This is a genomic window from Amycolatopsis sp. DG1A-15b, from assembly GCF_030285645.1.
Classification (GTDB): Bacteria; Actinomycetota; Actinomycetes; order Mycobacteriales; family Pseudonocardiaceae; genus Amycolatopsis.
The window spans coordinates 7,077,937-7,103,920 of the sequence record NZ_CP127296.1 but is presented as its reverse complement, the minus strand read 5'-3'; the positions used below and the strand labels follow the sequence as shown (position 1 = coordinate 7,103,920).

The window sequence follows — 25,984 nt, the reverse complement described above, 5'->3', positions numbered from 1 at the left end:
GGATCGTCCTCTGGGTGACGGGTACCCTCGTGCCGTGGTCATCGAAGACGGCGTGGTCCCGGGCCTGGAGGCCGACCGCGGCCTGGTCACGCGCAAGAGCACGGCCGAGCGGGTCGCCGGCGTCCTCCGCAAGCGCATCGCCGAAGGGTTCTTCCTGCCCGGCGGCCGGCTGTCGGAGCAGGACATCGGCAACGCGTTGGGCGTCTCCCGCAACACGCTCCGCGAGGCGTTCCGGCTGCTCACGCACGAGCGGCTGCTCGCCCACGAGCTCAACCGCGGGGTCTTCGTCCGCATCCCGAGCGTCGAGGACGTCGTCGACATCTACCGGGTGCGCAAGATCATCGAATGCGCCGCGGTCCGCGGGGTGCGGGCCAAGCCGGCGTCCTTCGCGCGGATCAAGGAGAAGGTCGACATCGGGGACGAGGCCGCGCGCACCGGCAACTGGAAGGACCTGGGCACCGCGAACGTCTGGTTCCACCAGGAGCTGGCCGCGCTGTCCGGCAGCGAGCGGGTGAACGAGCTGGTCGGCAGGCTGACCGCCGAGCTGCGGCTGGTGTTCCACATCATGGCCGAGCCGCGCCGCTTCCACGAGCGCTACCTGCCCCGCAATCACGAAATCCTGGACCGCATCGAGGCCGGCGACGGCCCGGGTGCGGAGCAGCTGCTGCTGAAGTACCTCGACGACGCCGAGGAACAGCTGGTGGACGCGTACGCCGACCGCGCCGAGGCGGCCCGCGCGGCCAGCGCGGCGGAATAGCCGGAGCGACCCCGCTTTGGGGCGTTCGGGCAGGCTTGACGTCCGTACGGTCCGAGCACGAGCCGCACGCGACAGGCGGTCGATAGCCTCGGGGGGCGGTTCCGCCGCCGGAGACCCCCAGCGGCCGGCGGGACCCCACGCTGCCGGGTCGCCGCTTCCCCAGAGCCGCGGCCCGGCAGCCCTACGCCGTGAAGGCCGCCTCGCGGCGGCCTTCACGGCCTCGTCGAGCGGCCGGGGTCAGCCGGCGTAGCGGGCGAAGATCCTCGTGAAGTCCCACGCCTGCTGGGAAACCCCCGAGCAGGTGTCGTTGTTCGGGTACCCGCCGGGGCACGGGCGGTCGCGGTTCGCCGACCAGAACGTCAACCGGGCCAGGTGGTGCGCGTTCGCGTAGCCCAGGATGGTGGTGAAGTCGGTGAGCGTGACCGTCTCGCTGTTGTCGGTGATGCCGTTCATCGACGAGATGCCCATGTGCCGGTAGGCCGTGTCGTCGTCGTAGCCGTACGCGCTCTTGACGACGTTCTTCAGGCCCTCGGCCGCCCGCTGCGTCAACGTGCCCATGTTCTGGCCCGCACCGCCGAAGTCGAAGGGCATGATGACCCAGCCGTCGACCGTGAGGCCGGCCTGTGCCGCCCGGTTGACCAGGCTGTTGTCCGGACCGGACTGGTCCGTGCCGAAGGTGACGTACAGCTTGATGCCCGGGTTGTTCGCCCGGACCGTCTTGAGCGCGTCGACCGTGCGCTGCTGCACCGTCGGGTTGCTGTAGGCGTCGGCCTCGATGTCGATGTCGATCGCCTTGAGGCCGTAGGCGTTGATCACCTTCTGGTAGCCCGCCGCCAGCTCGCCCGCGCTGCCGCACGACGACTCCAGCTTGTTGCCGGAGTAGCCGCCGAACGACGGGATGACATCGCCGCCGCCCGCGCGGATGGTGTTGATCGTGGTCTGGTCGACGCCGCCGGTCAGCGCCCGCCCGCCGTCCCACTGCGGGTTGCAGTAGCCGTTGGACAGGACGAACGCCAGCGTGAACCACTTGACGCCGGTGGCGCTCATGATCGTCGCCGGGTTCGGCGGGTCGCCCCAGCCGTTGTAGAGGTAGGGCGCGACGGCCATCGCCCCCGGTCCGGGCGGCGGGGTGGTGCCGCCGGCCGGCAGCGTCCACTGCTGGTTGGCCGTGCTCGCGCACGTCCAGATCTGCAGCCGCGTGCCGTTGGCGCTGGAGTTGCCGGTGGCGTCGAGGCACTTCCCGGACCCGGTGCCGACCAGGTTCTTCGCCGCGTTGGCCGTCCACTTCTGGGCGGTGGACCCGTTGCAGTCCCAGAGCTGGATCGTCGTGCCGTTGGCCGTGCCGGCGCTCGTGACGTCGAGGCACTTGCCCAGCGCCTGCAGGGATCCGTCGCTGCCGACCGTCCACTGTTGAGCGTTGGTGCCGTTGCAGTCGTAGAGCTGGATGGCTGTTCCGTTGGTGGTGCTCGCGCCGGCGACGTCGACGCACTTGCCGCCGATGCCGGTGATCGGGCCGGTCGCCGCCTGCGCGACGCCCGGCGCGAGCACCATCGCCGACGCGGCGATCAGAGCGCCCAACACTGCTCGTTTCTTCATGCGGGTACGTTCCACTTCTGGTTGGCGGCGCCGGTGCAGGTCCAGATCTGCAGCCGGGTGCCGTTGGCGCTGGAGTTGCCGGTCGCGTCGACGCACTTGTTCGACCCCGCGCCGACGAGGTCGCGGGCCGCGGTGGCCGCCCATCTCTGGTTGGCCGTGCCGCCGCAGTCCCAGAGCTGGAGCTGGGCGCCGTCCGTTGTGGACTGCCCGGTGACGTCGAGGCACTTGCCGAGCGCTTTCAGGGTTCCGTCGGTGCCGGCCGTCCACTGCTGGGCGCCGGAGCCGTTGCAGTCGTAGAGCTGGACCGCGGTGCCGTTGGCGCTGCTGGCACCCGCGACATCGATGCACTTGCCGCCGAGGCCGGTGATCGGGCCGGTCTTGCCGGTGCCGCCGCCGTTGCCCTGGTTGCCGCTCCAGGTGAACGTCGCCGAAGTGCGGCCGGGCAGGGTGTAGGTGAACGACGAGTTGCCCCAGTTCACCCGCACGCTCTGGTTGCCGGTGCCGGAGTTGTACGCGATCAGCGCCTTCGAGCCGTCCGGGTTCTTCCAGGCGACGTTGCGCACCGCCGAGCTGTCGTTCGAGTCGATCCGGTAGGCGCCCGGCTTCACGAACTTCGTCAGGTGGCCCATGGTGTAGTACTCGACGGTGTAGTCGACCTGCCCGCTGCGTGAGTCTCCGTTGTGGACGGTGATCAAGCCGGTACAGGTGCCGCAGCCGCCGTTGTGCGGGCCCATGTTCTGGTCGACGCCGAGGCTCCACTTGACGAAGCTCTTCGACCAGTTCCGGGTGTAGTCCACGATGTTGTTCATGTCCTCGGCCTGCTGGTTCGAGATCCAGGTGCCGCCGGAGTGCTCGGTCGAGTAGGCGTTGACGTTCGGGTACTGGTTGTGGACGGTCGTCTGCTGGGCGATGTCACCGCCGTAGCCGTGCCAGGCCACGCCGCCGAAGTTCGGGTGGTTGCGGATCGCCGAGTCGTCCAGCGTCGGTGCGCCGTAGGACGCGTAGGTGTCCCAGTTCCAGTCGAGCGCGAGGACCTTTGTGGACAGACCAGCACCCTGCAGTGCGGGCAGCAGGTTGTTCTTCGCGAAGTACGCCAGGCCGGCGCCGTTCCAGTTGGTCGACGGGTAGCTCGCGCAGCACGTCGGCTCGTTCTGCATCGAGACGTAGTCGATTGGCACGCCCGCGGCCTGGTAGGCCTGGAGGTACTTGACGAAGTACTGGGCGTAGGCGGGGTAGTACTGCGATTCGACCCAGCCGAGCAGGTAGCTGTCGTTGTCCTTCATCCACGGCGGCGCGCTCCACGGCGACGCCATGATCTTGGCCTGCGGGTTGAGCTGCTTGGCCTGCTTGGTCAGCGGCAGGACGTCGGCCTGGTCGTGCGCGATCGAGAAGTGCGTCAGGTTCGGGTCGGTCTGGCCGGCCGGCACGTCGTCGAAGGTGTAGCTGTAGCGGGCCAGGTCGGAGGCGCCGAGCGGGTTGCGGATGAAGCTCAGCCCGATGCCGGTGTTCGGGTCGAAGAGCTTGCGCATGGTGTCGTCGCGGGTGGCCTGGGACAGCGCCCCGCTGGAGTTAATCAGCCACGCGGCGGTGTCCGTAAAGGACGCTCCGCCGCCCTCGAACTGCTGGTAGGTGGTGTTTTCGTTGACGTTGATGGTGACGCCGCCGCTGCCGGTTCCGGCGGCGAACGTGAGCGGCGTCTGCTGCTGGAGACCGCGGGTGACCGTCCGGCCGCCGGCGTCGCTGGTGGTGGTGAGCCAGACGTTGACCGTTTCGCCCGCGGCCTGCGCGGGCCCGGCGAAGGTGGCCGCGGCGATCGCGGTCACCCCGATCAACGCCGGGAGAGAGCGTTTTCTCATGGGAGCGTCCACTTCTGGTTCGTGCCGGTCCCGCAGGTCCAGATCTGGAGCCGGGTCCCGTTGGCACTCGAATTACCGGTGGCGTCGAGGCACTTGCCGGAGCCGGCGTTCACGAGGTTCTGCGAGCCGTTGGCCGACCACTTCTGGGCGCCCGATCCGTTGCAGTCCCAGAGTTGCGTCGGCGTGCCGTTGGCCGTGCCGGCGCTCGTGACGTCGAGGCACTTGCCGAGCGCTCGGACGGATCCGTCCGAATTGACCGTCCACTGTTGAGCGGCGGTGCCGTTGCAGTCGTAGAGCTGGACGGCGGTGCCGTTGGCGTTGCTCGCGCCGGCGACGTCGACGCACTTGCCGCCGATGCCGGTGATCGCGTTTTGCGTGGGCGGCGTCGTGGTGCCACCGGCGAACTGCGTGGCGACCTGCTCGCCGAGGCTGACGGCGTTGGCGTGGTTCTCGATCGGGTTGACGTGCGTGTTGGGGAACACGATGTACGTCACCGGGCCTTCGGTGCCGCCGTTCTTCGGGTCGGGGTTGATGCCGAGGCTGACCGCGGTGGCGTAGGAGGCCTCACCGATGATGCTCGTCGGGCCGGTGTCGCCGACCACGGCGTAGCTCACCTGGTTGTTGTAGATCACCGCCACGACCGAACCGCCGTCGATGCCGTAGTTCCGGTAGTCCCAGGTGGACGTCGGTTGTGGAAGGACGATGTACGGCAGCTGCGCCGCGTTGAGCGGCTGGTCGGCCGAGGTGTGGAACGCGGTATCGGGGTAGAAGCAGCAGTCGGTGTTCTCGTTGCACTGCGTGGTGCGGACGCCGTCGCAGTCGACGTCCATGTCGGCCTTGAAGAACACCGCGCCGTTCGCCTGGCAGACGGGCACGGTGGCCGCGCCGCCTTCGTCGTAGGAATACTTCCCGTTCGAAATCTGCTGGCAGGACTGGGTTTTGGCGAGCAGCTGGCTCGCGGACGGGCCCGCTTCGACCGCCGCCTGAGCGGAGCTGGCTGTCAGGAAGGAAAGCGCTAACAGGGCACACCCCATTAGCGCGACGAGGATTCGCCGCACTGGGTTTCTCCTTATGGGGAAGGTCAGGGAGTGGTCCACTTCTGGTTCGCGCCGCCGCCGCAGGTCCAGATCTGCAGCCGGGTGCCGTTCGCGCTGGAATTTCCGGTCGCGTCCAGGCACTTGTTGGCGTTGGGGTTCACGATGTCCTTCGATCCGGTCACGACCCACTGCTGGGCGCCGGTTCCGTTGCAGTCGTAGAGCTGCACCGGTGTCCCGTCCGCGGTGCCGGCGCCGGAGACGTCCATGCACTTGCCGAGGGCGCGGATCGTGCCGTCGGTGCCGACGGTCCAGTTCTGCGCGGCGTTGCCGTTGCAGTCGGTGATCTGGATCGGCGTGCCGTTGGCGGAGTTCGCCCCGGCGACGTCGACGCACTTGCCGCCGATGCCGGTGATCGTGCCGGTCCGGCCGCCGCCGCTGCCGGAGGTGTTGGTGACGTGCACGTAGTCGACGATCAGCTGCTGCGGGAACTGCGTGCTGCTGTTGGGATCGCCGGGCCAGTACCCGCCGACGGCGAGGTTCAGGATGATGAAGAAGTTGTGGTCGTACACCCAGCGGTTGCCGTTCAGGTCCGACGGCGTGCGCGTCTGGTAGAGGTTGCCGTCGACGTACCACTTGATCTGGTTGGGGGCCCAGTCGATGGCGTAGGTGTGGAAGTCGTCGGAGAAGTTCGGGCCGTTGTAGGCGGCGCCGATGCCACCGGAGCCGGAGTAGCCGGGGCCGTGGATGGTGCCGTGCACGGTGTTCGGCTCGAACCCGACGTTTTCCATGATGTCGATTTCGCCGTCGGTGGGCCAGTTCCCGCCGCCGAGCATCCAGAACGCCGGCCACATGCCTTGCCCGCGCGGGAGTTTCATGCGGGTCTCGAAGTGGCCGTAGGCCTGGCTGAACTTGCCGGCGGTGTTGAGCCGCGCGGAGGTGTATTCGCAGCGGCCGTACCAGCAGTTGTAGTTGCCGGGGTTTTCCCGCTTGGCGGTGATGACGAGGTGGCCCTGGCCGTCGAGCTGGGCGTTGTTGGTGCCGGAGGTGTAGTACTGCCGCTCGTGGTTGTTGACGTTGTCGCCGGTTTCGAGCTGCCACTTCGACCCGTCGACGCCGGCGCCGGCGGAGCCGTTGAAGTCATCGGTGAAGGTGGCCGCTGCTTCTGCCGGGGCCATCGTGAGGGCTTGCTGCCCGAGGAAGAGCAGCGAGCAGGCGGCGAGGAGTGCCGCCCAGCGGTTTTTTGCGGAGGTGGACATCGTTGTCGCCTCTCTCACCGTGGGGGACCGGCGATCCGCGCGCAGCACGGAACGCGGGGAGGGGGAGGTGGCCGCGCCTGCCGGGGCGGCGGCAGGTGTGACCGTGCGTGCCCGCGGCCCTCGGGCCGGGGCGGAGGTATCGGCCAGGCTTTGTTGTGCCTGGCAACAAAGTATGCATGGTCCAGACAAGCCGGGCAACCGTCGACCGGTCATTTTTTTTCAACCCGAATTAAGGGGGTGTTGGTGGGGGATGCGGTGGTGAGGTGGGGTCCCGGTGAGCGGGGCATGGGGTTCGATGGTTATCTGGGCTTCCCGGCTTCCCGGCTTCCCGGCTTCCCGGCTTCCGGGCTTCCGGGCTTCCGGGCTTCCGGGGCTGCGGCCGCCCGAGCTGTGGCGCTGGCTTCGGCTGCTAGGGCACCGGGGCTGCCCAGCTGCCTAGGCCACCCGAGCTGTGCCGGTGGCTTCGGCTGCTAGGGCTCCAGGGCTTCCCGGCTGCCCCGTCGGCCCGGCTGCGCCGTCGGCCAGGCTGCCTGACAGGCCCAGCTGTCTCGACGAGCCCGGCTGTTCCGGTAGCCTCGCCGCCCGGCTTCCCCAGCTGCTTCGGCAGCCTCGCCGCCCGGCTGTTCCGGGGGCCCGGTGCCCGGCTGTTCGGGCGGCCATGGAGCACCCCGTCCGGTTGTCCACAATTCGGCTGAGCTGTGGACAACCGGCCGCCAAGGCGCGAATTCGGCGAGTTTTGTCAGGCGCCCTCGATACGCTGGAGCGGGGAGGTTCCCCCAGGGAGGGTGGGCCGTGCTGGGTGGGCCGTGCTGGGTGGGCCGTGCTGGGTGGGCCGTGCTGGGTGGGCCGTGCTGGGTGGGCCGTGCTGGGTGGGCCGTGCTGGGTGGGCCGTGCCGGGTGGGCCGTGCTGGGCGAGGCCCCGGGGAGGGCGAGCGTGCCGGGCGAGCCGCTGCCGTACTCGGCAACCGGGGGCATCCGCGGACCGAGGGAAACGTGACCGAAGGAAAGCCGCCCTACCTCGACGCTCGCTCGCTGTCGCGCCCGGGGATGCTGCTCGCTGCCGCCGCGCGCGGGTGCACGTCCGCACGCTTCACTCCGTTCCCCGGATCGGGCACTTCCCCAGCCCCGGCTTCCCCGGAGCAACCTTCCGCTAAGCCCGATCCAAAGCCCTCCGCCACTCAAGCCGCGTCGGAGTCCGGGGCTGCCGGCTTGGCTAGCCTCGATGTTGCGCCCTGCTCCAGCAAGTCCGCCACCGGGAGTGTTGCCGCTCCCGTGGCCACCGCGTCCAGGCCCAGCGATCCCAGCTGGATCGATGTCTGGCTGAACGGGTGCCGGAGCGCGTGGGCGCCCGCTGCCTCGCGGATTGCCGGCAGGAGCTGCTCTCCCAGGGCCAAGCCCGCCCAGCCGCCGATCACGATGCGTTCCGGGTTGAACAAGTTGATCAAGTTCGCGATGCCCGCGCCGAGGTAGCCCGCCGTTTCGTCGAGCACCCGGGCCGCCGTCTTGGACTTGTCCGCCGAGGACAGCAACGCCGAAAACTGTGCCTGCTCGTCCTCGCCCGTGATCTCCTTGCCGCGCGCCCGGCGGTACCGCGCCAGCACCGCTCCCGCGCCGATGTACGCCTCCAGGCACCCGCGCGAACCGCAGCGGCACTCCTGACCGCCGTACGCGATCGTCGTGTGGCCCCACTCGCCCGCGCTGCTCGTCGAGCCGCGGTAGGTCGTTCCGTCCGTCACCACCGCCGCGCCCACGCCCGAGCCGATCAGCGCGATCACCGCGTGGCGGGCTCCGCGGCCCGCGCCGAACCACATCTCCGCCTGGCCCTGCGTCTTCGCGCCGTTGTCGACGAACAGCGGCAACCCGACGCCCGCCGCCTGCAGCATGGTCTCGAACGGCACCGCGTCCCAGCCGACCGTCGGTGCGTGCACCAGCACCTGGGCACCCTGCTCGACCGTCCCCGGCACGCCGATGCCGACCCCCAGCACGCCCGATTCGTCGATGCCCGCGCTCGCGAACACCTCCCGGAGCCCGGACGTCACCTGCTCGACCGCCGTCGCCGCGTCGGGGGCCTTCGGGAGCGGGTGCTCGACCGTCGCCAGGCGGTTCATCGCCAGGTCGAACAGCTCGACCTTGACACCCGTTTCACCGATGTCGACGCCCGCGACGTGCCCGTACGCCGGGTCGACGCGCAGCAGCACCCGGGGCCGGCCGCCGTCCGACTCGACCTGGCCGGCTTCGGTGATCAGGCGTTCTTCGCCGAGTTCGGCGGTCACGTTGCTCACCGTGGCGGCACTCAATCCGGTGAGCTGGCTGAGTTCGTGCCTCGACAGCGGGCCGTCGAAGTACAGTTTCGACAGCAGCAGGGATCGGTTGTGCCGCCGCAGATCGCGGACGGTGGTGCGCTTGCTCGCCATGGGCAACCCATCTGAACTTCTTACCGGCTCACTGACAGGATGCCTGATCGCCGTAAGTTGTGGCTATGTATTAAGTGGTGAACTAAGTCCCGAACCCATGGTGGCGGGGCCGCGGTCTGGCAGAATCCTCCCGGTGACCCAGGTGGTGCGCCAGACGACCCGTGACCTCAGGCGGCACAACCGCGCGGCGCTGCTCTCCTCGCTCTACCTCCGCGGTCCCGTCAGCAGACTGGAACTGGTAGCTGAATCGGGACTATCGGCCGCCACCGTTACCAACGTCGTCTCCGAGCTCATCGCGGACGGCGTGGTGGCCGAGGCCGGATCGGTCGAATCGGACGGCGGGCGGCCGCGGACGCTGCTGGCCGTCCGGCCCGAATTCGGGCAGGTCGTGGGCGTGGACGTCAGCGAGACGCACGTCGAGGTCGGCCTGTTCGACTGCGCCCTCGGCACCCTCGGCACGGTGCGCCACCCGCTGGTCGGCACCCGCCTCGACCCGGACGAAGTGGCCGGCCTGGTGCGCACGGGCATCGCCGAAGTGCTCGAAGGGGGCGATCCGGACGCGGTGTTCGGCGTCGGCATCGGCGTACCGGGCGCGGTCCGCGACGGCGGGATCGTGCACGCGCCGACCCTCGGCTGGAGCGGGGTGAACTTCGCCGCCCTGATCCACCCGCACATCCAGGCGCCCCTCCACCTCGACAACCGCGCCCGCACCCTGGGCCAGGCCGAGACCTGGCGGGGTGCCGGCCGGGGCGCCGAACGCGCCATCGTCGCCCTCCTCGGTGTCGGCGTCGGGGCGGCCGTCGCGACGGCCGGGCGCTCGCACCCCGGCATCACCACCAGCGAGTGGGGCCACACCGTCGTCAAGGCGGCCGGGGCCGCCTGCCGGTGCGGCTCGCACGGCTGCCTGGAGGCCTACGTCGGCATCGAGGCGGTCGTCCGCCGCTACGCCGCCCTCGTCGGCGAGGAACCGGTCATCGGGGACGAAAGCGACGTCGAACTGGCGCGGGTCGTGGCCGAAGCCCAGCGTGGTGGGCCGGCCGCCGACGTGCTCGCCGAGACCGGTGAGTACCTGGGCATCGGCATCGCGAACCTGATCAACCTGCTCAGCCCCGATCGGGTGGTGCTTTCCGGCTCGGCCGGGGCGATCATGGGACCGGCGATCCTGCCCGCGGTGCGCGACGCCGTGGGCCGGCACGCGCTCGGCTACCTGGCCGAGCGCACCGAGGTCGTCCTCGGCCGGCTCGGGCCCGAGGCGGTCGCGCTCGGCGCGGCCACGCTGCCGGTCGCCGAACTGCTGGCCAACGGCGGACGCATCAGCTGAAAGCCTTGCGTCGCAACGAGTAGTTCGATCAACAGGTCCAGACCGCCAGTTCTTTCAGTACTTAAACTTAGGCACAAAACGTTACCGCCGTGTTATTGACGTGACCCGAGTCACCCGGGTTGACTTCGGGACGTCGTTCGGTCGCCGGCGGTCGGGGCTCGCTACCAGTCGACAAAGAGCTATTCGTCGATGACTAGGAGGACCGATGCGAGTCAAGCGCTCCATCGTCGCAGCGCTGGTGGCCATGACGGCCTTGAGCGGTCTCACCGCGTGCAGCGGTGGCAGCTCGAACGCCGCCCAGAGCAACCCCGACGCCGTGCTCAACGTCGGCAAGCCGGACGGCCCGCAGGCGGAGAACAACAACCCGTTCCTGGAGACCTCCGCCCTGTCGAACATGGGCTACCGGTGGATGATCTACGAACCCCTCGCCCTGTACAACCGTGTCAAGCCGCAGGAGCCGGCGAAGCCGTGGCTGGCCACGAAGTGGGACTGGTCGGACAACTACAAGAAGCTGGTCCTGACCGTCCGTGACGGCGTGAAGTTCTCCGACGGGCAGCCGATGACCGGCGAGGACGTCGGCTACACCTTCCAGTTGCTGCGCGACAACAAGGCGCTGAACGTCGACGCCGTGCCGTACAAGGACATCACCGCGGCCGGCAACCAGGTCACCCTGGGCTTCGACGGCTCGCAGTTCGTCAACCAGGTCAAGATCCTGCAGACCCTCGTCGTGCCGAAGCACGTCTGGCAGGGCGTCAAGGACCCGGCGCTCGACCTCGTGAAGAACCCGATCGGCACCGGGCCGTACACGCTGAAGTCGGCCACCCCGCAGACGATGATCGTCACGCGGCGCGACAGCGGCTACTGGCAGGAAGCGCCGAAGGTCAAGGAGATCCGCTACACCTCCTACACCGACAACAACGCGCAGGTCAGCGCGCTGGTCAACGGGGCGGCCGAGTGGAGCTTCGTGTTCATCCCGAACTACAAGGCCGTCTACACCAACAAGGACCCGCAGCACTACAAGCTGTGGTTCCCCGCGCAGCTGGCCGTCCACGGCCTGTGGTTCAACACCGAAAAGGCGCCGTGGAACGACCCGAAGCTGCGCCAGGCCGTCAACAAGGTGATCAACCGCGACGACATCTTCAACCAGGGCGAGGCCGGCTACTTCTACCCGAAGAACGACCAGGTCACCGGCATTCCGACGCCGGCGGGCGACCCGTTCATCGCGCCGCAGTACCAGGGCCAGAGCGTCAAGGTCGACGTCCCGGGGGCGAAGTCGCTGCTGACAGGCGCGGGTTACAAGTTCAACGGCGACAAGCTGGCCGACCCGAGCGGCAAGCCGGTCACCATCAAGCTCACCGTCCCGTCGGGCTGGTCGGACTACATCACCGACCTGGAGATCATCAAGGACAACCTGGCGCAGATCGGCATCACCGCCACGGTCGACAAGATGAACCAGGACGCCTGGATGAAGTCGGTCGACACCGGTGACTTCGAGGGCCTGATGCACTGGACCAACGACGGGCAGACGCCGTACGACATGTACCGCGACGTCATGGACGGCAACCGCTACAAGCCGACCGGCCAGGGCGGCATCAACGGCAACTACGGCCGCTACAAGAACGACGAGGCGACCAAGGCGCTCGAGACCTACGCGAACGCCGAGGACGACGCCGCCCGCACCGCGGCCATGGCGACGCTGCAGAAGATCATGATCGAGCAGCAGCCGATGATCCCGACGTCGGCGGCCAACTCCGGCGGCGAGTACAGCACGAAGAACTGGGTCGGCTGGCCGGACGACGCCAACCCGTACGCGCCGGCCCAGCCGACCCTGCGCAACGCGCTCGACATCGTCCTGCACCTCAAGCCCGCGGCCTGACGATGGCGGACTCAGCTGTGACGACCGAGCAGTCCCCCTCCGACCCCGTCGCCGTCGGGTCGGAGGGGGACCTCCCCGTGGTCCTCGAGGCCGAGGGCCTCACCAAGCACTTCCCCGTTCGCCGCAAAGGCCGGGCCGCGCTGACCGGCCCGCGCCGCGCCATCCAGGCCGTCGACGACGTGACCTTGACGCTCCGGCGGGGCCGCGTCACCGCGCTGGTCGGCGAGTCCGGCTCGGGCAAGTCGACGGTCGCGCGCCTGCTCGCGGGCCTCTACCCGCGCACCGGCGGTGACATCCGGCTGCACGGCGAGACGGTGAACGTCAAGCACGGCAAGGCGTTCCGCGCCTACGCCCGCCGGGTGCAGATGATCTTCCAGGACCCGTTCGCGTCGCTGAACCCGGTGCACACCGTGCGCTACCACCTGACGCGGGCGCTGAAGATCCACGGCCGGGCGGGTGACGACCTCGAAAAGTCGCTGCACGAGCTGCTCGCCCGCGTCCAGATGACCCCGCCCGAGCGGTACATCGACAAGTTCCCGCACGAGCTGTCCGGCGGCCAGCGCCAGCGCGTCGCGATCGCGCGGGCGCTCGGCGCCGACCCGGAGGCGCTGCTGGCCGACGAGCCGGTGTCCATGTTGGACGTCTCGATCCGGCTCGGCGTGCTGAACCTGCTGCGCGACCTCAAGGAACGCCTGCACCTGGCGATCCTGTACATCACGCACGACATCGCGTCGGCGCGCTACTTCGCCGACGACACGATGGTGATGTACGCGGGCCGCATGGTCGAAGGCGGCGACAGCGAAACCATCACGCAGCGGCCGGCGCACCCGTACACCCGGCTGCTCATCGAATCCGCTCCCGACCCGGACCGGATCGCGGGCGGCGGCGGGCCGGGGGAGACGCCGGCCGAACGCGGGTCCGGCGAGCCGCCGAGCCTGATCGACCCGCCACCGGGCTGCCGGTTCCACCCGCGTTGCCCGGTCGCGATGGAACGGTGCAAGACGGACCTGCCGCCGCGGTTCGACGTCGGCGACGCGCCCGGTCACTGGGCCGCGTGCTGGCTCTACGACGGGGCCGCCCGATGAGGTACCTGCTGCAGCGGCTGGCCTTCTACCTCTTCACCGCGTGGGCCGCCGTCACCATCAACTTCTTCATCCCGCGGATGATCCCGGGCGACCCGGTGCAGTCGCTGATCGCGAAGAACCAGGGCATGATCAGCGCGGAAGCGATGCAGTCGCTGTACGTCCTGTTCGGACTCGACAAGAACGAAAGCCTGATCTCCCAGTACTTCGACTACTGGGGCCAGCTCTTCCGCGGCGACCTCGGGATCTCGTTCACGTTCTTCCCGACGCCGGTGTCCGACCTGCTCACCGACAGCCTGCCGTGGACGATCATCCTGGTCGGCATCACCACGGTCGTCGGGTTCGCGATCGGCACCGGGCTCGGCGTGGTCGCCGGCTGGAAGCGCGGCTCGTGGGTCGACGGCCTGCTGCCGGTGACGACGTTCCTCTCGTCGATCCCGTACTTCTGGCTCGGCCTGATCGCGCTGACGCTGCTGGCCGGCCCGGGCAGCTTCTTCCCGTCGTCCGGCGGCTACGACCCGGGCACCGTCCCGGGCTGGGACGCCGGGTTCATCGGCAGCGCGATCCAGCACAGCCTGCTGCCCGCGCTCACCATCCTGATCAGCTCGATGGGCAGCTGGATCCTGGGCATGCGCAACATGATGGTCACCGTCGCGTCGGAGGACTACGTGACCGTCGCGCACGCCAAGGGCCTGCCGGAACGCCGGGTGATGGTCGGGTACGCGGCGCGGAACGCGTTGCTGCCGAGCGTGTCCGGCTTCGCGCTGGCGCTGGGTTTCATCGTCGGCGGCACGCTGCTGGTGGAGATCGTCTTCTCCTACCCCGGGGTCGGCTACCAGCTGTTCCAGGCCGTCGGCTCGCAGGACTACCCGCTGATGCAGGGCATCTTCCTGATCATCACGCTGTCGGTGCTGGTGGCGAACCTGTTCGCCGACGTCGCCTACCTGGCGCTCGACCCGCGCACCCGGAAGGAGGGCTGACATGGCTGTCCCCGCGGCGGACGTCAAGGCCGCCCAGGCCCTCCCGCTCGAAGCGGTGGCCGCGCGCCGGCGCCGCTTCCGGTTCCTCACCGGCGGCAAGACGGTCACCGGCCTCGCCGTCATCGTCTTCTTCCTGGTGATCGCGGTCATCGGTGACTGGATCGCGCCGTACGACCCGTCGGCGCGCAGCAGTGACCTGCTGGAATCGCCGTCGGGCCGGCACTGGTTCGGCACCACCCACCTCGGCCAGGACATCTTCAGCCAGGTGGTGGTCGGCACGCGCAGCGTCATGCTGGTCGGGCTGGCCGCCGGGATCGTGGCGACGATCCTCGCGGTGATCGTCGGCGTGACGTCCGGCTACCTCGGCGGGACGCCCGGCGAAGGGCTGTCCGCACTGTCCAATGTGTTCCTCGTGATCCCCGCCCTGCCGCTGATCATCATCATCGGCAGCGCGGTGCCCACCGGCGGGGACATCCTCGTGGCGGTGATCATCGGGTTCACGTCGTGGGCGTGGGGTGCGCGAGTCCTCAGAGCACAGACGCTTTCGCTGCGGGGACGCGAATACGTCGAAGCCGCCCGGGCGACCGGCGAATCGACGTGGCGGATCATCTTCTTCGAGATCCTGCCGAACCTGTCGGCGGTGATCGCGTCCAGCTTCGTCGGCACGGTGATCTTCGCCGTCATGTCGGAGATCACGCTCGCCTTCGTCGGCGTCTCGGGACTGTCCAATTGGAACTGGGGCACCATCCTGTTCTGGGCGCAGAGCCAGCAGGCTCTCGCCCAGGGCGCGTGGTGGTGGTTCGTGCCGGCCGGGCTGGCGATCGCCATCCTCGGCACGGCGTTGTCCCTGCTCAACTTCGGCATCGACGAGTTCGTCAGCCCGCGGCTGCGCGGCAGCGGCAAGGCGCGCGTCAAGGGCGCCGACGGGCGGACGCATCGGATGCGCGTGGGCTTCACGCCCGTGCTCGGGCGGGAGGAAAAGCCATGATGGACCCGGTGCTGGAGATCAAGGGCCTGGACGTCGACTACGGCGTCGGCGCCGAGGCCGCGCGCGCGGTCCGGGACGTGCACCTGACGCTGCACCGCGGCGAAGTCCTCGGCCTGGCCGGGGAAAGCGGCAGTGGCAAGTCCACTTTGGCCTACGGGCTGACGCGGCTGCTGGCGCCACCGGGCGTGATCCGCGGCGGCGAGGTGATCTACCACCCCGCGGACGGCGAGCCCTACGACGTCCTGAAGCTGACGGACAAGCAGCTGCGGGACTTCCGCTGGGCGGAGACGTCCATCGTGTTCCAGGGTGCGATGAACTCGCTGAACCCGGTGCACAAGGTGGTCACCCAGCTGGTCGACGTCATCAAGGCGCACGAGCCGCGGTCGACGAAAGCGGGCCGGATCGCCCGCGCGAGAGACCTGCTCAAGCTCGTCGGCATCTCGGCCGACCGGCTCGAGGCGTACCCGCACCAGCTGTCCGGCGGGATGCGGCAGCGCGTGATGATCGCCATGGCGCTCGCGCTGGAGCCGCGGGTCGTCATCATGGACGAGCCGACCACCGCGCTCGACGTCGTGATGCAGCGGCAGATCCTCGGCCAGCTCGTGGAACTGCGCGAGCGGCTGGGGTTCTCGGTCCTGTTCATCACGCACGACCTTTCGCTGCTGGTGGAGTTCTCGGACCGGATCGCGATCATGTACGGCGGCCGGATCGTCGAAAAGGCGCCGGCGGCGGACCTCTACCGGGACGCGTTGCACCCGTACAGCCACGGCCTGCTGAACTCGTTCCCCGCGTTGCGGGGGCCGCGGCGTGAGCTGGCCGGGATCCCCGGATCGCCGCCGGACACGCGCGGGATGCCGGCCGGCTGCGCGTTCCACCCGCGGTGTCCCAAGGCTTTCGAGCCGTGCCCCGACCGTGTGCCGCTGCTGGGAACGCCCGGCGACCCGGCGCGCGAAGTGGCGTGCTGGCTGCATCCCGTGGGGACCGGTACCGCTCCCTGACCGCCGTCCACCCTGTCCGGTACCTCTGGAGGAGAGCCGCCTTGACCGAGACCACCGCCGCGACCGCCGAGCAGCAGGCGCTGATCGACACCCTGCCGCCGGACTTCCGCTGGGGCGTGGCCACCGCCGCGTACCAGATCGAAGGCGCGGTCTCCGAGGACGGGAGGACACCGTCCATCTGGGACACCTTCTGCCAGGTGCCGTGGGCGATCGACAACAACGACACCGGTGACGTGGCGTGCGACCACTACCACCGGATGCCGTCGGACATCGAGCTGGTCCGCGAGCTGGGCGCGGACACGTACCGGTTTTCCGTGGCGTGGCCCCGCGTCCAGCCGCGCGGCCGCGGCGGCGTCAACGAGGCGGGCATCGGGTTCTACGACCGGCTCGTCGACGAGACGCTGAGCCGCGGGATCACGCCGTGGCTGACGCTCTACCACTGGGACCTCCCGCAGGAGCTCGAGGACGCGGGCGGCTGGCCGGCGCGCGACACGGCGTACCGGTTCGCGGACTACGCGATGCTGGTGTTCGACCGGTTGAAGGACCGGGTCCGGCATTGGACGACGCTGAACGAGCCGTGGTGCTCGGCGATGCACGGCTACGTCCACGGCGTGATGGCGCCCGGCCGGCGTGACTACGCGGCCGGGATGCACGCGGTGCACCACCTGCTGCTCGGCCACGGTCTCGCGGTGCAGCGGATGCGGGAGGCAGCTCCGGCGGACACGCAGTTCGGCATCACGCTCAACATGTGCACGGCCGACCCGGCGACGGACGCCCCGGAGGACGTCCGCGCGGCCCGCCAGGCGGACGGCCTCGGCGTCCGCATCTACCTGGACCCGCTCGTGCGCGGCGAGTACCCCGCGGACGTGGTCGACGACCTGGCCGACCGCGGCGTCAAGCTCCCGATCCAGGACGGCGACCTGTCGGTCATCTCCACCCCGCTGGACTTCCTGGGCGTGAACTACTACTTCGGCCAGCAGTTCTCGGGGGTGGACGAGAACGGCTCTCCGGTGGACGCGGACGGGGCACCGGCATCCCGGGCGGTCCCGTTCGGCGAGCCGACGACGGCGATGGGCTGGGAGATCCTGCCGGGCAAGTTCACGGAACTGCTGACGCGGCTGGGCCGGGATTACCCGGGCCTGCCGATGTACATCACGGAGAACGGCTCGGCTTTCGACGACGACCCGGACTCGACGGGCTTCGTCCGCGACGACTCGCGCACGGCCTACCTGGCGTCGCACATCGCCGCGGTAGCGGCGGCCCGCAACGCGGGTGCCGACGTCCGGGGGTACTTCGCGTGGTCCCTGCTGGACAACTTCGAGTGGGCGTACGGCTACGCGAAGCGGTTCGGGCTGATCCGGGTGGACTACGAGACGCAAGCGCGGACGATCAAGCAGAGCGGCTACTTCTACCGCGACACCGTCCGGCGGGTGCGCGGCAGCTGAACGGCGGTGGGGTGAGCCCCACCACCGTGGTGGTGGCTCACCCCATGGCTCCTCCCGGGGGCCGTCCCTACCTTCGAGGTAGCCGACCCCGGGGGTAGCCGTGACCGTTCAGACCGAAGTCAGACCCGTCCCTGCCGGAACGACGCCGAAGTGGTGGCGGCGGCCCTGGGTGGCGCCGCTCGCCCTGGTGGTCGCCGTCTTCCTCGCCTATTCCGTGCCGCCGTACCTCACGCTCGATCCCGCGCAGTCACGCGTGCCCGCGCCCCCCGGGCTCGCCGCGCACTACTGGTTCCTCGTCGCGCACATCACCTTCGGGACCATTGCCATCGTCGGCGTCATCCTGCAGGTCTGGCCGTGGCTCCGGCGGACGCACCCGGTCGCGCACCGGCGGATCGGGCGGGTCTACGTCTTCGCCGGCGCGATTCCCGCCGCCCTGATGGCGGTCACCATCGGCGCGGTGAGCCCGTTCGGGCCGGTCGTCGCCGCGGTCGATGTCGTGGCCGGGCTGCTGTGGCTCGGTTTCACCATCGCCGGCTGGCGGGCGGTCCGGCAGCGGAGGTTCGCCGACCACCGGAAGTGGATGGTCCGCAGCTTCGCGATGACCATGCACACGCTGATGACGCGGGCTCTCTCGCCGCTCGGTTTCCTGCTCGTCATGCCGCGGATCAGTGACAAAACGGAACTGATCCTGAATGCCGCCACCGTTTCCGGCGTGCTGAGCGTGCTCACGTTGCTGCTGCTCAGCCAGTGGTGGCTCGACCGGAAGCCGAAGAAGCCAGCCATCGCGCGATGATCGTCCGCTGGATCTCGGACGCGCCTTCGTAGATGCGGGGCGCCCGGACCTCCCGGTACAGGTGCTCCAGCAGGTGCCCGCGCCGCAGTGCGCGGGCGCCGTGGAGCTGGACCGCCGAGTCGACGACGAACTGCGCCGCCTCGGTGGCGAACAGCTTCGCCATCGCCGCCCGGCCGCCGAGGTTCGCCTCGCCCGCGTCGTACGCGCCCGCCGCCGCGTAGACCAGCAGCCGGGCCGCTTCGGTGCGGGTGGCCATCTCGGCCAGCGCGTGCGCCACCGCCTGCTGCTTGATCAACGGCCCGCCGAAGGCCTCGCGCGAGCTCGTGTGGGACACCGTGGCGTCCAGCGCCGCCTGGGCCATGCCGACGGCGAACGCGCCGACGCTCGGGCGGAACAGGTCCAGCGTCCGCATCGCCACGGCGAACCCGCGGTTCTCCTCGCCGAGCAGCTCCTCGCGCCGGACCTCGACGCCGTCGAACGTCACCGTGCCGATCGGGTGCGGGCTGACCAGGTCCAGGTGCTCGCCACCCAGGCCCGGGCGGTCGGCGGGGACGACGAACGCGCTCACCCCGCGCGAGCCCGCGTCCGGCGTCGTCCGGGCGAACACTGTGTAGAAGTCGGCTTCCGGCGCGTTCGAGATCCACATCTTTTCGCCCGTGAGGCGCCAGCCGTCGCCGTCGGCCTCGGCCGCGAGGGACAGCGCCGCCGCGTCCGAGCCGGCGTCCGGTTCCGTCAGCGCGAACGCCGCCACCGCGTCGCCGGCCGCCACCGCGGGCAGCCACTTCGCGACTTGTTCGTCCTGTCCGGACTGGAGGATCGGGTAACTTCCCAGGCCCTGCAACGCCAGCGCGGTCTCGGCTTCCGTGCTGACCGTGGCGAGGTTCTCGCGCAGGATGCACAGGTCCGTCGCGGCCGCCTGCCTCGACGGCGTGCCCGACGCGACGCCGGGGAAGAGCCGCGCGAGCAAGCCGAGCGCCCCCATCGCCTTGAGCAGTGGGCGGTTGACCGCACCCTCCACACCGGACTCGGCGATCGGCCGCAGCTGCTCCTCGGCCAGCCGTCGCACCTCGGCGGCGAACGCCTGCTGGGCGGGGTTCAGGGCGAAGGTCATGAGGAAGCTCCCGGTCGCCAGCGGGCATGGGCGGTGCCGGCCGGACCGGACCGGACGAGGTCGAGCCGCGGCTCCGGCCCGTCGGAGCGGCCCGTCTGCGGCTTGCGGCTGCCCGCCGCGAACGGCTTCGGCCACGGCATCGGATAACCCTGTTCGGCGGCCGCGTGCAGCGTCCATTGTGGATCGTACAGGTGCGTCCGGCCCAGTGCGCAGAGGTCCGCGCGCCCGGCCAGGATCAGCGAATTGACGTCGTCGTAGGACGAAATGGCCCCGACGGCGATCACCGCGATCCCGTACTCCTCGCCGATTTCGTTGCGGATCCGGTCGGCGTAGGGCGTCTGGTAGCTGCGGCCGTACTGCGGGCGTTCCTCGCTGACGACCTGCCCGGTCGAGACGTCGATGCCCGCGGCGCCGTGGGCGGCGAACGCGCGCGCGATCTCGACGGCGTCGTCGGCGTCGATGCCGCCTTCGCACCAGTCGGTCGCCGAGATCCGGACGGTCATCGGCCGCTCCGCCGGCCACGCGGCGCGGACCGCGTCGAAGACTTCCAGGGGAAAGCGCAGCCGGTTCTCGAGCGAGCCGCCGTACTCGTCGTCCCGCCGGTTGGTCAGCGGCGAGAGGAACGACGACAGGAGGTAGCCGTGCGCGCAGTGCAGTTCGAGGACGTCGAACCCGGCGCGGGCCGCCGCACGAGCGCACTCGGCGAACTGCTCGCGGATCTCCGAGAGCTCCGTTGTGGACAGTTCACGGGGGACCTGGTTGCGCTCGGAATACGGCAGCGGCGAAGGTGCGCAGACTTCCCAGTTGCCGGACGGGAGCGGCTCGTCGATGCCGTCCCACATCAGCTTCGTCGAACCCTTGCGCCCGGAGTGTCCCAATTGGACGCCGATCCGGGCCGGTGTCTGCCCGTGCACGAAGTCGACGATCCGCTTCCACGCCGCTTCCTGTTCCGGCGTGTACAGCCCGCCGCAGCCGGGCGTGATCCGGCCTTCGGGGGAGACGCAGACCATCTCGGTCATCACCAGCCCGGCGCCGCCGAGGGCCTTGCTGCCCAGGTGCACCAGGTGGAAGTCGCCCGGCACGCCGTTCTCCGCCGAGTACATGTCCATCGGGGACACGATGATCCGGTTCGGCAGCTCCAGTTCGCCGAGCCGGAACGGCTGGAACATCGGCGGCCGCGACGTCGTCCCGAGCGAGCGCGCGAACCAGTGGTCGAGCTCGGCCGCGAACTCCGGGTCGCGCAGGCGGAGGTTGTCGTAGGTCACGCGGCGGCTGCGGGTGAGGATGTTGAACGCGAACTGCGGCGGTTCCTGGTGGGCGTACTGCGCGATGTTCTCGAACCACTCCAGGCTGGCCTGCGCGGCGCGCTGCGTCGACGTGACGACCGGCCGCCGTTCCAGCTCGTACGCCTTGAGGGCTTCCGCGACGCCGTTGTTTTCGTGCAGGCACGCGGCCAGCGCGAGCGCGTCCTCCATCGCCAGCTTCGTGCCGGAGCCGATCGAGAAGTGCGCGGTGTGCGCGGCGTCGCCGAGGAGGACGACGTTCTCGTGCACCCAGGTCTCGCAGCGGACCGTCCCGAACGAGACCCACTTCGAGTTGTTCGCCATGACCTGGTGGCCGTCGAGGACGTCGGCGCACAGCTCGCGGATCAGCGCGATCGACTTCTCGTCGCTCTCGCCGGGCTTCAGCGAGGTCGCCGCGATCGGCCCGAACGTCCGCTGCCAGACGTCCTCCTGGACCTCGAGGATGAACGTGCTGCCCTCGCGGCCGTACGGGTAGCCGTGGACCTGCATGATCCCGGCCGGCGTCTCGAGGACGTAGAACTTGAAGGCGTCGAACACCAGGTCCGTGCCCAGCCAGATGTACCGGCACCGGCGCGTCTCGACGCTCGGCCGGAACGTCCCGGCGTACCGCGCGCGCATCGCCGAGTTGACGCCGTCGGCCGCGATGACCAGGTCGTAACCCGAAAGGTCGGCCGGCGCCTCCTCCCGGAAGTGCAGCCCGACGCCGAGTTCGCCGCAGCGGCTCTGGAGGATGCCGAGCAGGCGCTTGCGGCTCATCGCGGCGAAGCCGTGGCCGCCCGAGGTGGTGACCGTGCCGCGGTAGTGGACGTCGATGTCGTCCCAGCGGGCGAATTCGGCCTTCATCGCCTCGTGCACGGCCGCGTCGGCGTGCTCGATCCCACCGAGCGTCTCGTCGGAGAACACCACACCGAAACCGAAGGTGTCGTCCGGCGCGTTGCGCTCCCAGACGGTGATTTCGTGGGCGGGCCCGAGCTGCTTCGCGAGCGCGGCGAAGTACAGACCCGCCGGGCCGCCACCGATGACCGCGATTCGCACGCCGTCCAGGGTATGTCGTGGTGACTACGACCGTCAATAACGCGAAAGATGGCGTACCGTGTCCGGCATGGAACGCATCAACCCGCCGGAGCTGGGCAAGCCGTCCGGGTTCTCGCACGCGGTGGTGGCGGAGGGGCGCGTCGTCTTCCTCGCCGGCCAGACGGCGCTGGACGCGTCGAACAAGATCGCCGGCAACGGCGTCGTCGAGCAGTTCGAACGCGCGCTCGGCAACCTGCTGGCATCGCTGCGCGCGGCCGGCGGCACGCCGGCGGACCTCTGCAGCGTGACGATCTACATCGTCGACATGGTCGATTACCAGGCCCACGCCCGCGAAATCGGCGCGGTCTGGCGACGCCTCGCGGGCACGGAGTACCCGGCGATGGCAGGCATCGGCGTGTCCCGGCTGTGGGACGAGGAGGCGCTGGTGGAGGTCCAGGGGTTCGCCGTGCTCAGCCCAAGTTGATCGCCTTCACCGCTGGGGACGCGTGCCAGCCGGCTTCCATGCGGGCCATGATCGAATACAACGCTCTCGCAGCGTAGGAGCGGCTCGGGAGGGGAAGTTCGGGGTGCTGAACGGTCACGCAGAACCGGGTGATCAGGTACTGCAGGGCGAGCATCGCCGCCTGCTGCGGCGCAATCCGGTGGTCGGCCGGCCTGAATGGGTCGCAGTGGTACTCCTCGCCCGTCGAACTGTGCACGGCAGCCTCTTGGAGGTACCAGTGGTGGCCGTCGGTCGCGACCGCAACGCTCACTTGGGAGTCGATCCAGAACCGGACTGCGGGCGACCCGGTGGGATACGGGATCACCACTGGTTTACTTCCTCGCGAGGTGCTCTCCAAGATTACTGATGGCCGCCGATCGGAGCCGGCTCAGCCGAGGTTGATCGCCTTCGCGACGAACGCGCGGGCCGGCGTCTCCAGTTGCGCGTGCAGCTTGAAGAACAGCTCGGCCGCGCGGATTCCGGACCAGCCGGCAGGCAGGAACTCCGCGGGCAGGCCCGGGTCGAGGTAGGGCATCCGGCGCCAGCCGGTCAGCACGCGGACGTAGTCGGCGAAAGCCTGCTCGTCGGTCACGGACTTGCGGCGCAGTGCCGGGCCGTGCTCGTCGAGGAACGTCGTGTACAGCTCGTCCAAGCGGTCGAGGTCCCACCAGTCGCGGACCTTCGCCGCGACGTCGCCGAAGGCCAGGTGGTCGGCTCGGAACAGGTCCGCGTAGCCGGCCAGACCGAGGCGGGTGAGCGCTTCCTCGGTCGCCGCGTGGAGGTGGGCCGGGGCTATCCAGACGCCGGAGGCGGCGGTGCCGAAGCCCATCCGGGCGAGCTGGGTGCGCAGCAGGTGGCGCTTGTGACGCTCGGTCTCGGGCACCGAAAACACCGCCAGCAGCCAGCCGTCGGCCGCGGTCGCGCGCCCGCGGCGGAAGATCCGCTCGTCGCCCTCGCGCAGGATCTCCCGGGCTTCGTCGGACAGTTCGTACCCGGCCGTCGCGTCGCGCCGCACCGCTTCGAGGATGCCGCGGCGCTTCAGCCGGGAGATCGACGAGCGCACCGCGGGCTCGTCGACGCCGACGGCGGCGAGCAGGTCGATCAGCGAGGCGACCGAGAGCCACCCGCCTTCGGTGCGCGAATACAGGCCGTACACCGTCACGATGAGCTGGCGAGGCTGGGCGGACCGGCCGGAGCCGTCCAGTTCGGTTGCCTCGGGTACGGCCGTCATCGCGCCACGATAGCAACTCCCGCCCGGATCGCTCCGCTACGATTTCGCCGCGATGCTGCCAGCCACCAAGGGGATCTTCGACCGGCTCACCCGCCGCGGCCGCCTGATGACCAAGCGGGCCTGCGACCGGCAGGGCCACGTGCTGCGCAGCGGGCGCTTCCTCTTCCGCACCCCGACCGCGTGGGAGTACGCCGCGGCCGTGGCCGGGGGCAGTGATCCGGCCGCGCAGCGGTGGCTCGGCTGGCAGCGCGACTCGATCGTCGCCGAACCGGTGCGCGCGGACGCGCTGCGGGTCGTGCCCGGCACCGGTCCGGACTGGACGTCACCCGATCCGCAGTCCGTCGACCTGGTGATGATCGACGTCGAGGCCAACCGCTGCGCCGGCCTGGTGAGCGTGCACACCGGCGAGGACGGCGGCCCGGAGACCGGCGGCTACCTCGCCCCGGCCTACCGCGGCCGCGGCCACGGGCGGGTGCTCTTCGCGGCCGGGCTGACGCTGGCGCACGATCACCTCGGCCTGGCGCGGGTGCGGGCCGGCGCGGAAGTCGGCAACGTCGCCAGCGCGCGGTCGCTGCAGGCCGCCGGGCTCGCCCGGGTGGCCGGCCCGCCGACGTACCGGCTGCCGGACGGCCGGATCACCGAGGCGTGGTGGTTCCAGCACGACGTCCCGCGCCCGACGCGCTGCCGTGGGCCTCAGGCGACGTGGTTTCCGGCGCGTTCGCTGCTCTGAAACTTCGGTCCTCGCCGACGTTTTCCGTGGCTACCTTCACCGCATGACTTCGCTTTCCGCTCCGGTTCCGCCCGTGCCCCTCGACGTCGCGCCGGGGAGCGTCGCCTGGTTGCGCGCGTCCGTGGCCCGCTTCAGCAACGGTGCCGACCACGTCCGGCGGCGGGCGCTGGCCGTGGACGCGCTCGCTTCGGTCGACGCGGATTCCCTGCGGGAGAAGGCTTTTCTCCGCACTCGCGGGATCATGTCCGGCCTCGGTGTCGTCGACGTGATGGCCGAGATCGCGCGGCCGGTGCCGGTCGGGGTGCTCGCCGGGGCGCTGGGCCTGCCGGACGTCTCCGCCGACGTCGTCCCGGTCGCCGGGGCGTACCACCCGCACGTGGAGCCGGGCGAGGCCGCCGAAGCGGCGTTGGCGCGGCTGGTCGCGGTCTGCGGCGGGCCGACCGAACTCGCGGCGGCCCGGATCGGCCTGCTCGTCCAGGCCTGCGACGCCACCGCGGGCCTCATCGGAAACGGGCTTTTCGCTTCGCTGACCGGAAAACCCACCGAGCAGCCGGTGCTCGCCACGCGCCGCCGGATCGGCGGGGAGGACGTCACGGTGTCCCTCGCCGGGACGCCGTTCGGGGCCGGGCCGCGCGCGTGCCCGGGGTCGCGGCACGCCCTCGCCCTCTCCGCCGGCGTTCTCGAGGCGTTGCGGGGTTTTCGCCTGACAGAAGGGGAAACGACCTGGGTTTCGGCGCCGAATCTCCGGATGCCCGCGGTGCTGAGGGTGACCCGCGGTCGAACCGCCGACGGGTTCTGCTAAGACTTACCGCGTCCATTCCTGGGGGAAGGCGGGGAATTGCTGTACTTCGACGGCCTGCTCGGCATCGTCACGTTCGGGTTGTGGATCTTCTGCTTGGTCGACGTGATCACGACGGACGAATCGTCCTGCCGCAACCTGCCGAAGGGGTTGTGGTTGCTGCTCGTGCTGGTGGTGCCGCTGGTCGGCTCGATCATCTGGCTGGTGGCGGGCCGTCCGGAGCAGGTGGCGCGGGCGCGCGGGCGGTACGAGCGGCACGCGCCGGCGTTTCCGGAGTACGACCGGCCGGGCCGGTTCGCGGCGACGAGCCCGGAGGACGACGAGGAATTCCTCCGCAAGTGCCGGGAACGCGCGGAGGCCCAGCGCAAGCTGGCCCGCGAAAAGCGCGGCGACGAATAACGCGCGGTCAGCAGCTCGAGTTCGGGCCGTCGCAGGTGCCGCGTTCGTAGGCTTCCAGCGTCGCGATCACCAGCTGCCGCTGGGCGGGGGTCAACGGCGTCAGCGCGTCGCTCCAGGCCTTCGCGCCGCGGGCCAGCCAGGCGTCGACCGCCGGGCGCTTGTCCGGGGTGATGCTGACGATCGTGCGGCGGCGGTCGGCGGGGTCCTCTTCGCGGTTCAGCACGCCCTGCCGGCTGAGGTCCCCGACCATCAGGCTCGCGGTCGTCGGCGCCACCTGGAGGCGGGTGGCCAGCTCGGTGACCGTCATCGGGCCGTCGAAGAGCAGGTACGACAACAGCGAAAGGTGCCTCGGCGCCAGCGCGCAGCCGTCCAGCTCCGCCGGCACCGGGGTGCGCTTCGCCCGGCCGACCAGGCGGGGCATGAGCAGCAGGAGCTGCCGCACGCCGTCCTCGACACTCGGTCCGGCCTCCGTTGACACCACTCACCTCGCATCGG

At 70.1% G+C, this 25,984-nt stretch carries 23 protein-coding genes; 13 read left to right on the top strand and 10 right to left on the bottom strand.

Annotation, left to right across the window (positions count from 1 at the left end; translation table 11 throughout):
* Nucleotides 1-34: 34 nt before the first annotated feature.
* Nucleotides 35-757: a GntR family transcriptional regulator gene (locus QRY02_RS32490; protein ID WP_285986630.1), complete on the top strand. Its 723-nt coding sequence runs from the start codon at nt 35-37 to the stop codon at nt 755-757.
* Nucleotides 758-994: 237 nt separating this feature from the next.
* Here the strand turns inward: QRY02_RS32490 and QRY02_RS32485 are convergent, their stop codons facing one another.
* From QRY02_RS32485 to QRY02_RS32460, 5 genes are all read right to left on the bottom strand, one after another.
* A complete protein-coding gene (locus QRY02_RS32485) occupies nt 995-2,353 on the bottom strand; it encodes a ricin-type beta-trefoil lectin domain protein (protein ID WP_285986629.1) in 1,359 nt (452 codons plus the stop codon).
* Nucleotides 2,350-4,209 carry a ricin-type beta-trefoil lectin domain protein gene (locus QRY02_RS32480; protein WP_285986628.1) on the bottom strand — a complete coding sequence of 620 codons (1,860 nt, stop codon included), beginning with the start codon at nt 4,207-4,209 and terminating at the stop codon, nt 2,350-2,352. Before QRY02_RS32480 ends, QRY02_RS32485 begins: the two co-directional genes overlap by 4 nt.
* The gene (locus QRY02_RS48740) at nt 4,206-5,267 is read right to left on the bottom strand and encodes a ricin-type beta-trefoil lectin domain protein (protein WP_353068009.1); all 1,062 of its coding nucleotides are present in this window, start codon (nt 5,265-5,267) and stop codon (nt 4,206-4,208) included. The genes QRY02_RS32480 and QRY02_RS48740 overlap by 4 nt, the downstream gene beginning before the upstream one ends.
* 23 nt (nt 5,268-5,290) lie before the next feature.
* Nucleotides 5,291-6,502, bottom strand: coding sequence for an RICIN domain-containing protein (locus tag QRY02_RS32465; protein WP_285986627.1), 1,212 nt, complete (start codon nt 6,500-6,502; stop codon nt 5,291-5,293).
* 1,178 nt (nt 6,503-7,680) lie between these two features.
* The gene (locus QRY02_RS32460) at nt 7,681-8,916 is read right to left on the bottom strand and encodes an ROK family transcriptional regulator (protein WP_285986626.1); all 1,236 of its coding nucleotides are present in this window, start codon (nt 8,914-8,916) and stop codon (nt 7,681-7,683) included.
* A 133-nt stretch (nt 8,917-9,049) separates the two neighbouring features.
* Between QRY02_RS32460 and QRY02_RS32455 the strand changes: the two genes are divergently transcribed.
* The 8 genes from QRY02_RS32455 to QRY02_RS32420 all read left to right on the top strand — a co-directional run bounded on the left by QRY02_RS32455 (nt 9,050) and on the right by QRY02_RS32420 (nt 18,399).
* Nucleotides 9,050-10,237, top strand: a complete 1,188-nt coding sequence (locus tag QRY02_RS32455) for an ROK family transcriptional regulator (RefSeq protein WP_285986625.1) — start codon at nt 9,050-9,052, stop codon at nt 10,235-10,237.
* A gap of 205 nt (nt 10,238-10,442) precedes the next feature.
* Entirely contained in the window at nt 10,443-12,113 is a 1,671-nt protein-coding gene (locus tag QRY02_RS32450) for an ABC transporter substrate-binding protein (protein ID WP_285986624.1), read from the top strand.
* 17 nt (nt 12,114-12,130) lie between these two features.
* On the top strand, nt 12,131-13,198 hold the full coding sequence (locus QRY02_RS32445) for an ABC transporter ATP-binding protein (protein ID WP_285986623.1): 1,068 nt from the start codon (nt 12,131-12,133) through the stop codon (nt 13,196-13,198).
* Nucleotides 13,195-14,175: an ABC transporter permease gene (locus QRY02_RS32440; RefSeq protein WP_285986622.1), complete on the top strand. Its 981-nt coding sequence runs from the start codon at nt 13,195-13,197 to the stop codon at nt 14,173-14,175. Before QRY02_RS32445 ends, QRY02_RS32440 begins: the two co-directional genes overlap by 4 nt.
* A 1-nt stretch (nt 14,176) precedes the next feature.
* Nucleotides 14,177-15,163 carry an ABC transporter permease gene (locus QRY02_RS32435; protein ID WP_285986621.1) on the top strand — a complete coding sequence of 329 codons (987 nt, stop codon included), beginning with the start codon at nt 14,177-14,179 and terminating at the stop codon, nt 15,161-15,163.
* Nucleotides 15,160-16,161, top strand: coding sequence for an ABC transporter ATP-binding protein (locus QRY02_RS32430; RefSeq protein WP_285986620.1), 1,002 nt, complete (start codon nt 15,160-15,162; stop codon nt 16,159-16,161). The genes QRY02_RS32435 and QRY02_RS32430 overlap by 4 nt, the downstream gene beginning before the upstream one ends.
* A gap of 41 nt (nt 16,162-16,202) precedes the next feature.
* Entirely contained in the window at nt 16,203-17,606 is a 1,404-nt protein-coding gene (locus QRY02_RS32425; RefSeq protein WP_285986619.1) for a GH1 family beta-glucosidase, read from the top strand.
* A 169-nt stretch (nt 17,607-17,775) separates the two neighbouring features.
* Nucleotides 17,776-18,399, top strand: a complete 624-nt coding sequence (locus QRY02_RS32420; protein ID WP_285993972.1) for a DUF2306 domain-containing protein — start codon at nt 17,776-17,778, stop codon at nt 18,397-18,399.
* Here QRY02_RS32420 and QRY02_RS32415 read toward each other — a convergent pair.
* Nucleotides 18,347-19,510 (bottom strand): acyl-CoA dehydrogenase family protein, encoded by a 1,164-nt coding sequence (locus QRY02_RS32415; protein ID WP_285986618.1) that lies wholly within the window; start codon nt 19,508-19,510, stop codon nt 18,347-18,349. The two genes, QRY02_RS32420 and QRY02_RS32415, sit on opposite strands and share 53 nt — an antisense overlap.
* Nucleotides 19,507-21,849, bottom strand: coding sequence for a bifunctional salicylyl-CoA 5-hydroxylase/oxidoreductase (locus QRY02_RS32410; protein WP_285986617.1), 2,343 nt, complete (start codon nt 21,847-21,849; stop codon nt 19,507-19,509). Before QRY02_RS32410 ends, QRY02_RS32415 begins: the two co-directional genes overlap by 4 nt.
* Nucleotides 21,850-21,916: 67 nt before the next feature.
* On the opposite strand from QRY02_RS32410, the gene QRY02_RS32405 reads away from it, so the two are divergent.
* Nucleotides 21,917-22,312, top strand: coding sequence for a RidA family protein (locus QRY02_RS32405; protein ID WP_285986616.1), 396 nt, complete (start codon nt 21,917-21,919; stop codon nt 22,310-22,312).
* On the opposite strand, the gene QRY02_RS32400 is transcribed toward QRY02_RS32405, so the two are convergent.
* On the bottom strand, nt 22,299-22,658 hold the full coding sequence (locus tag QRY02_RS32400; RefSeq protein WP_285986615.1) for a hypothetical protein: 360 nt from the start codon (nt 22,656-22,658) through the stop codon (nt 22,299-22,301). The genes QRY02_RS32405 and QRY02_RS32400 overlap by 14 nt on opposite strands.
* 60 nt (nt 22,659-22,718) lie before the next feature.
* Nucleotides 22,719-23,561 carry a PaaX family transcriptional regulator gene (locus QRY02_RS32395; protein ID WP_285986614.1) on the bottom strand — a complete coding sequence of 281 codons (843 nt, stop codon included), beginning with the start codon at nt 23,559-23,561 and terminating at the stop codon, nt 22,719-22,721.
* A 52-nt stretch (nt 23,562-23,613) separates the two neighbouring features.
* Between QRY02_RS32395 and QRY02_RS32390 the strand changes: the two genes are divergently transcribed.
* Genes QRY02_RS32390 through QRY02_RS32380 form a run of 3 tightly spaced genes read left to right on the top strand, consistent with a single transcriptional unit; the run spans nt 23,614 to nt 25,489 of the window.
* Nucleotides 23,614-24,291 (top strand): GNAT family N-acetyltransferase, encoded by a 678-nt coding sequence (locus tag QRY02_RS32390; protein WP_285986613.1) that lies wholly within the window; start codon nt 23,614-23,616, stop codon nt 24,289-24,291.
* Nucleotides 24,292-24,334: 43 nt separating this feature from the next.
* Complete coding sequence (locus tag QRY02_RS32385) at nt 24,335-25,093, top strand: cytochrome P450 family protein (RefSeq protein ID WP_285986612.1); 759 nt, start codon at nt 24,335-24,337, stop codon at nt 25,091-25,093.
* Between the two features lie 36 nt (nt 25,094-25,129).
* Entirely contained in the window at nt 25,130-25,489 is a 360-nt protein-coding gene (locus QRY02_RS32380; protein WP_285986611.1) for a PLDc N-terminal domain-containing protein, read from the top strand.
* A 7-nt stretch (nt 25,490-25,496) separates the two neighbouring features.
* On the opposite strand, the gene QRY02_RS32375 is transcribed toward QRY02_RS32380, so the two are convergent.
* Nucleotides 25,497-25,967, bottom strand: a complete 471-nt coding sequence (locus QRY02_RS32375) for a MarR family winged helix-turn-helix transcriptional regulator (RefSeq protein WP_285986610.1) — start codon at nt 25,965-25,967, stop codon at nt 25,497-25,499.
* Between the last annotated feature and the right edge of the window lie 17 nt (nt 25,968-25,984).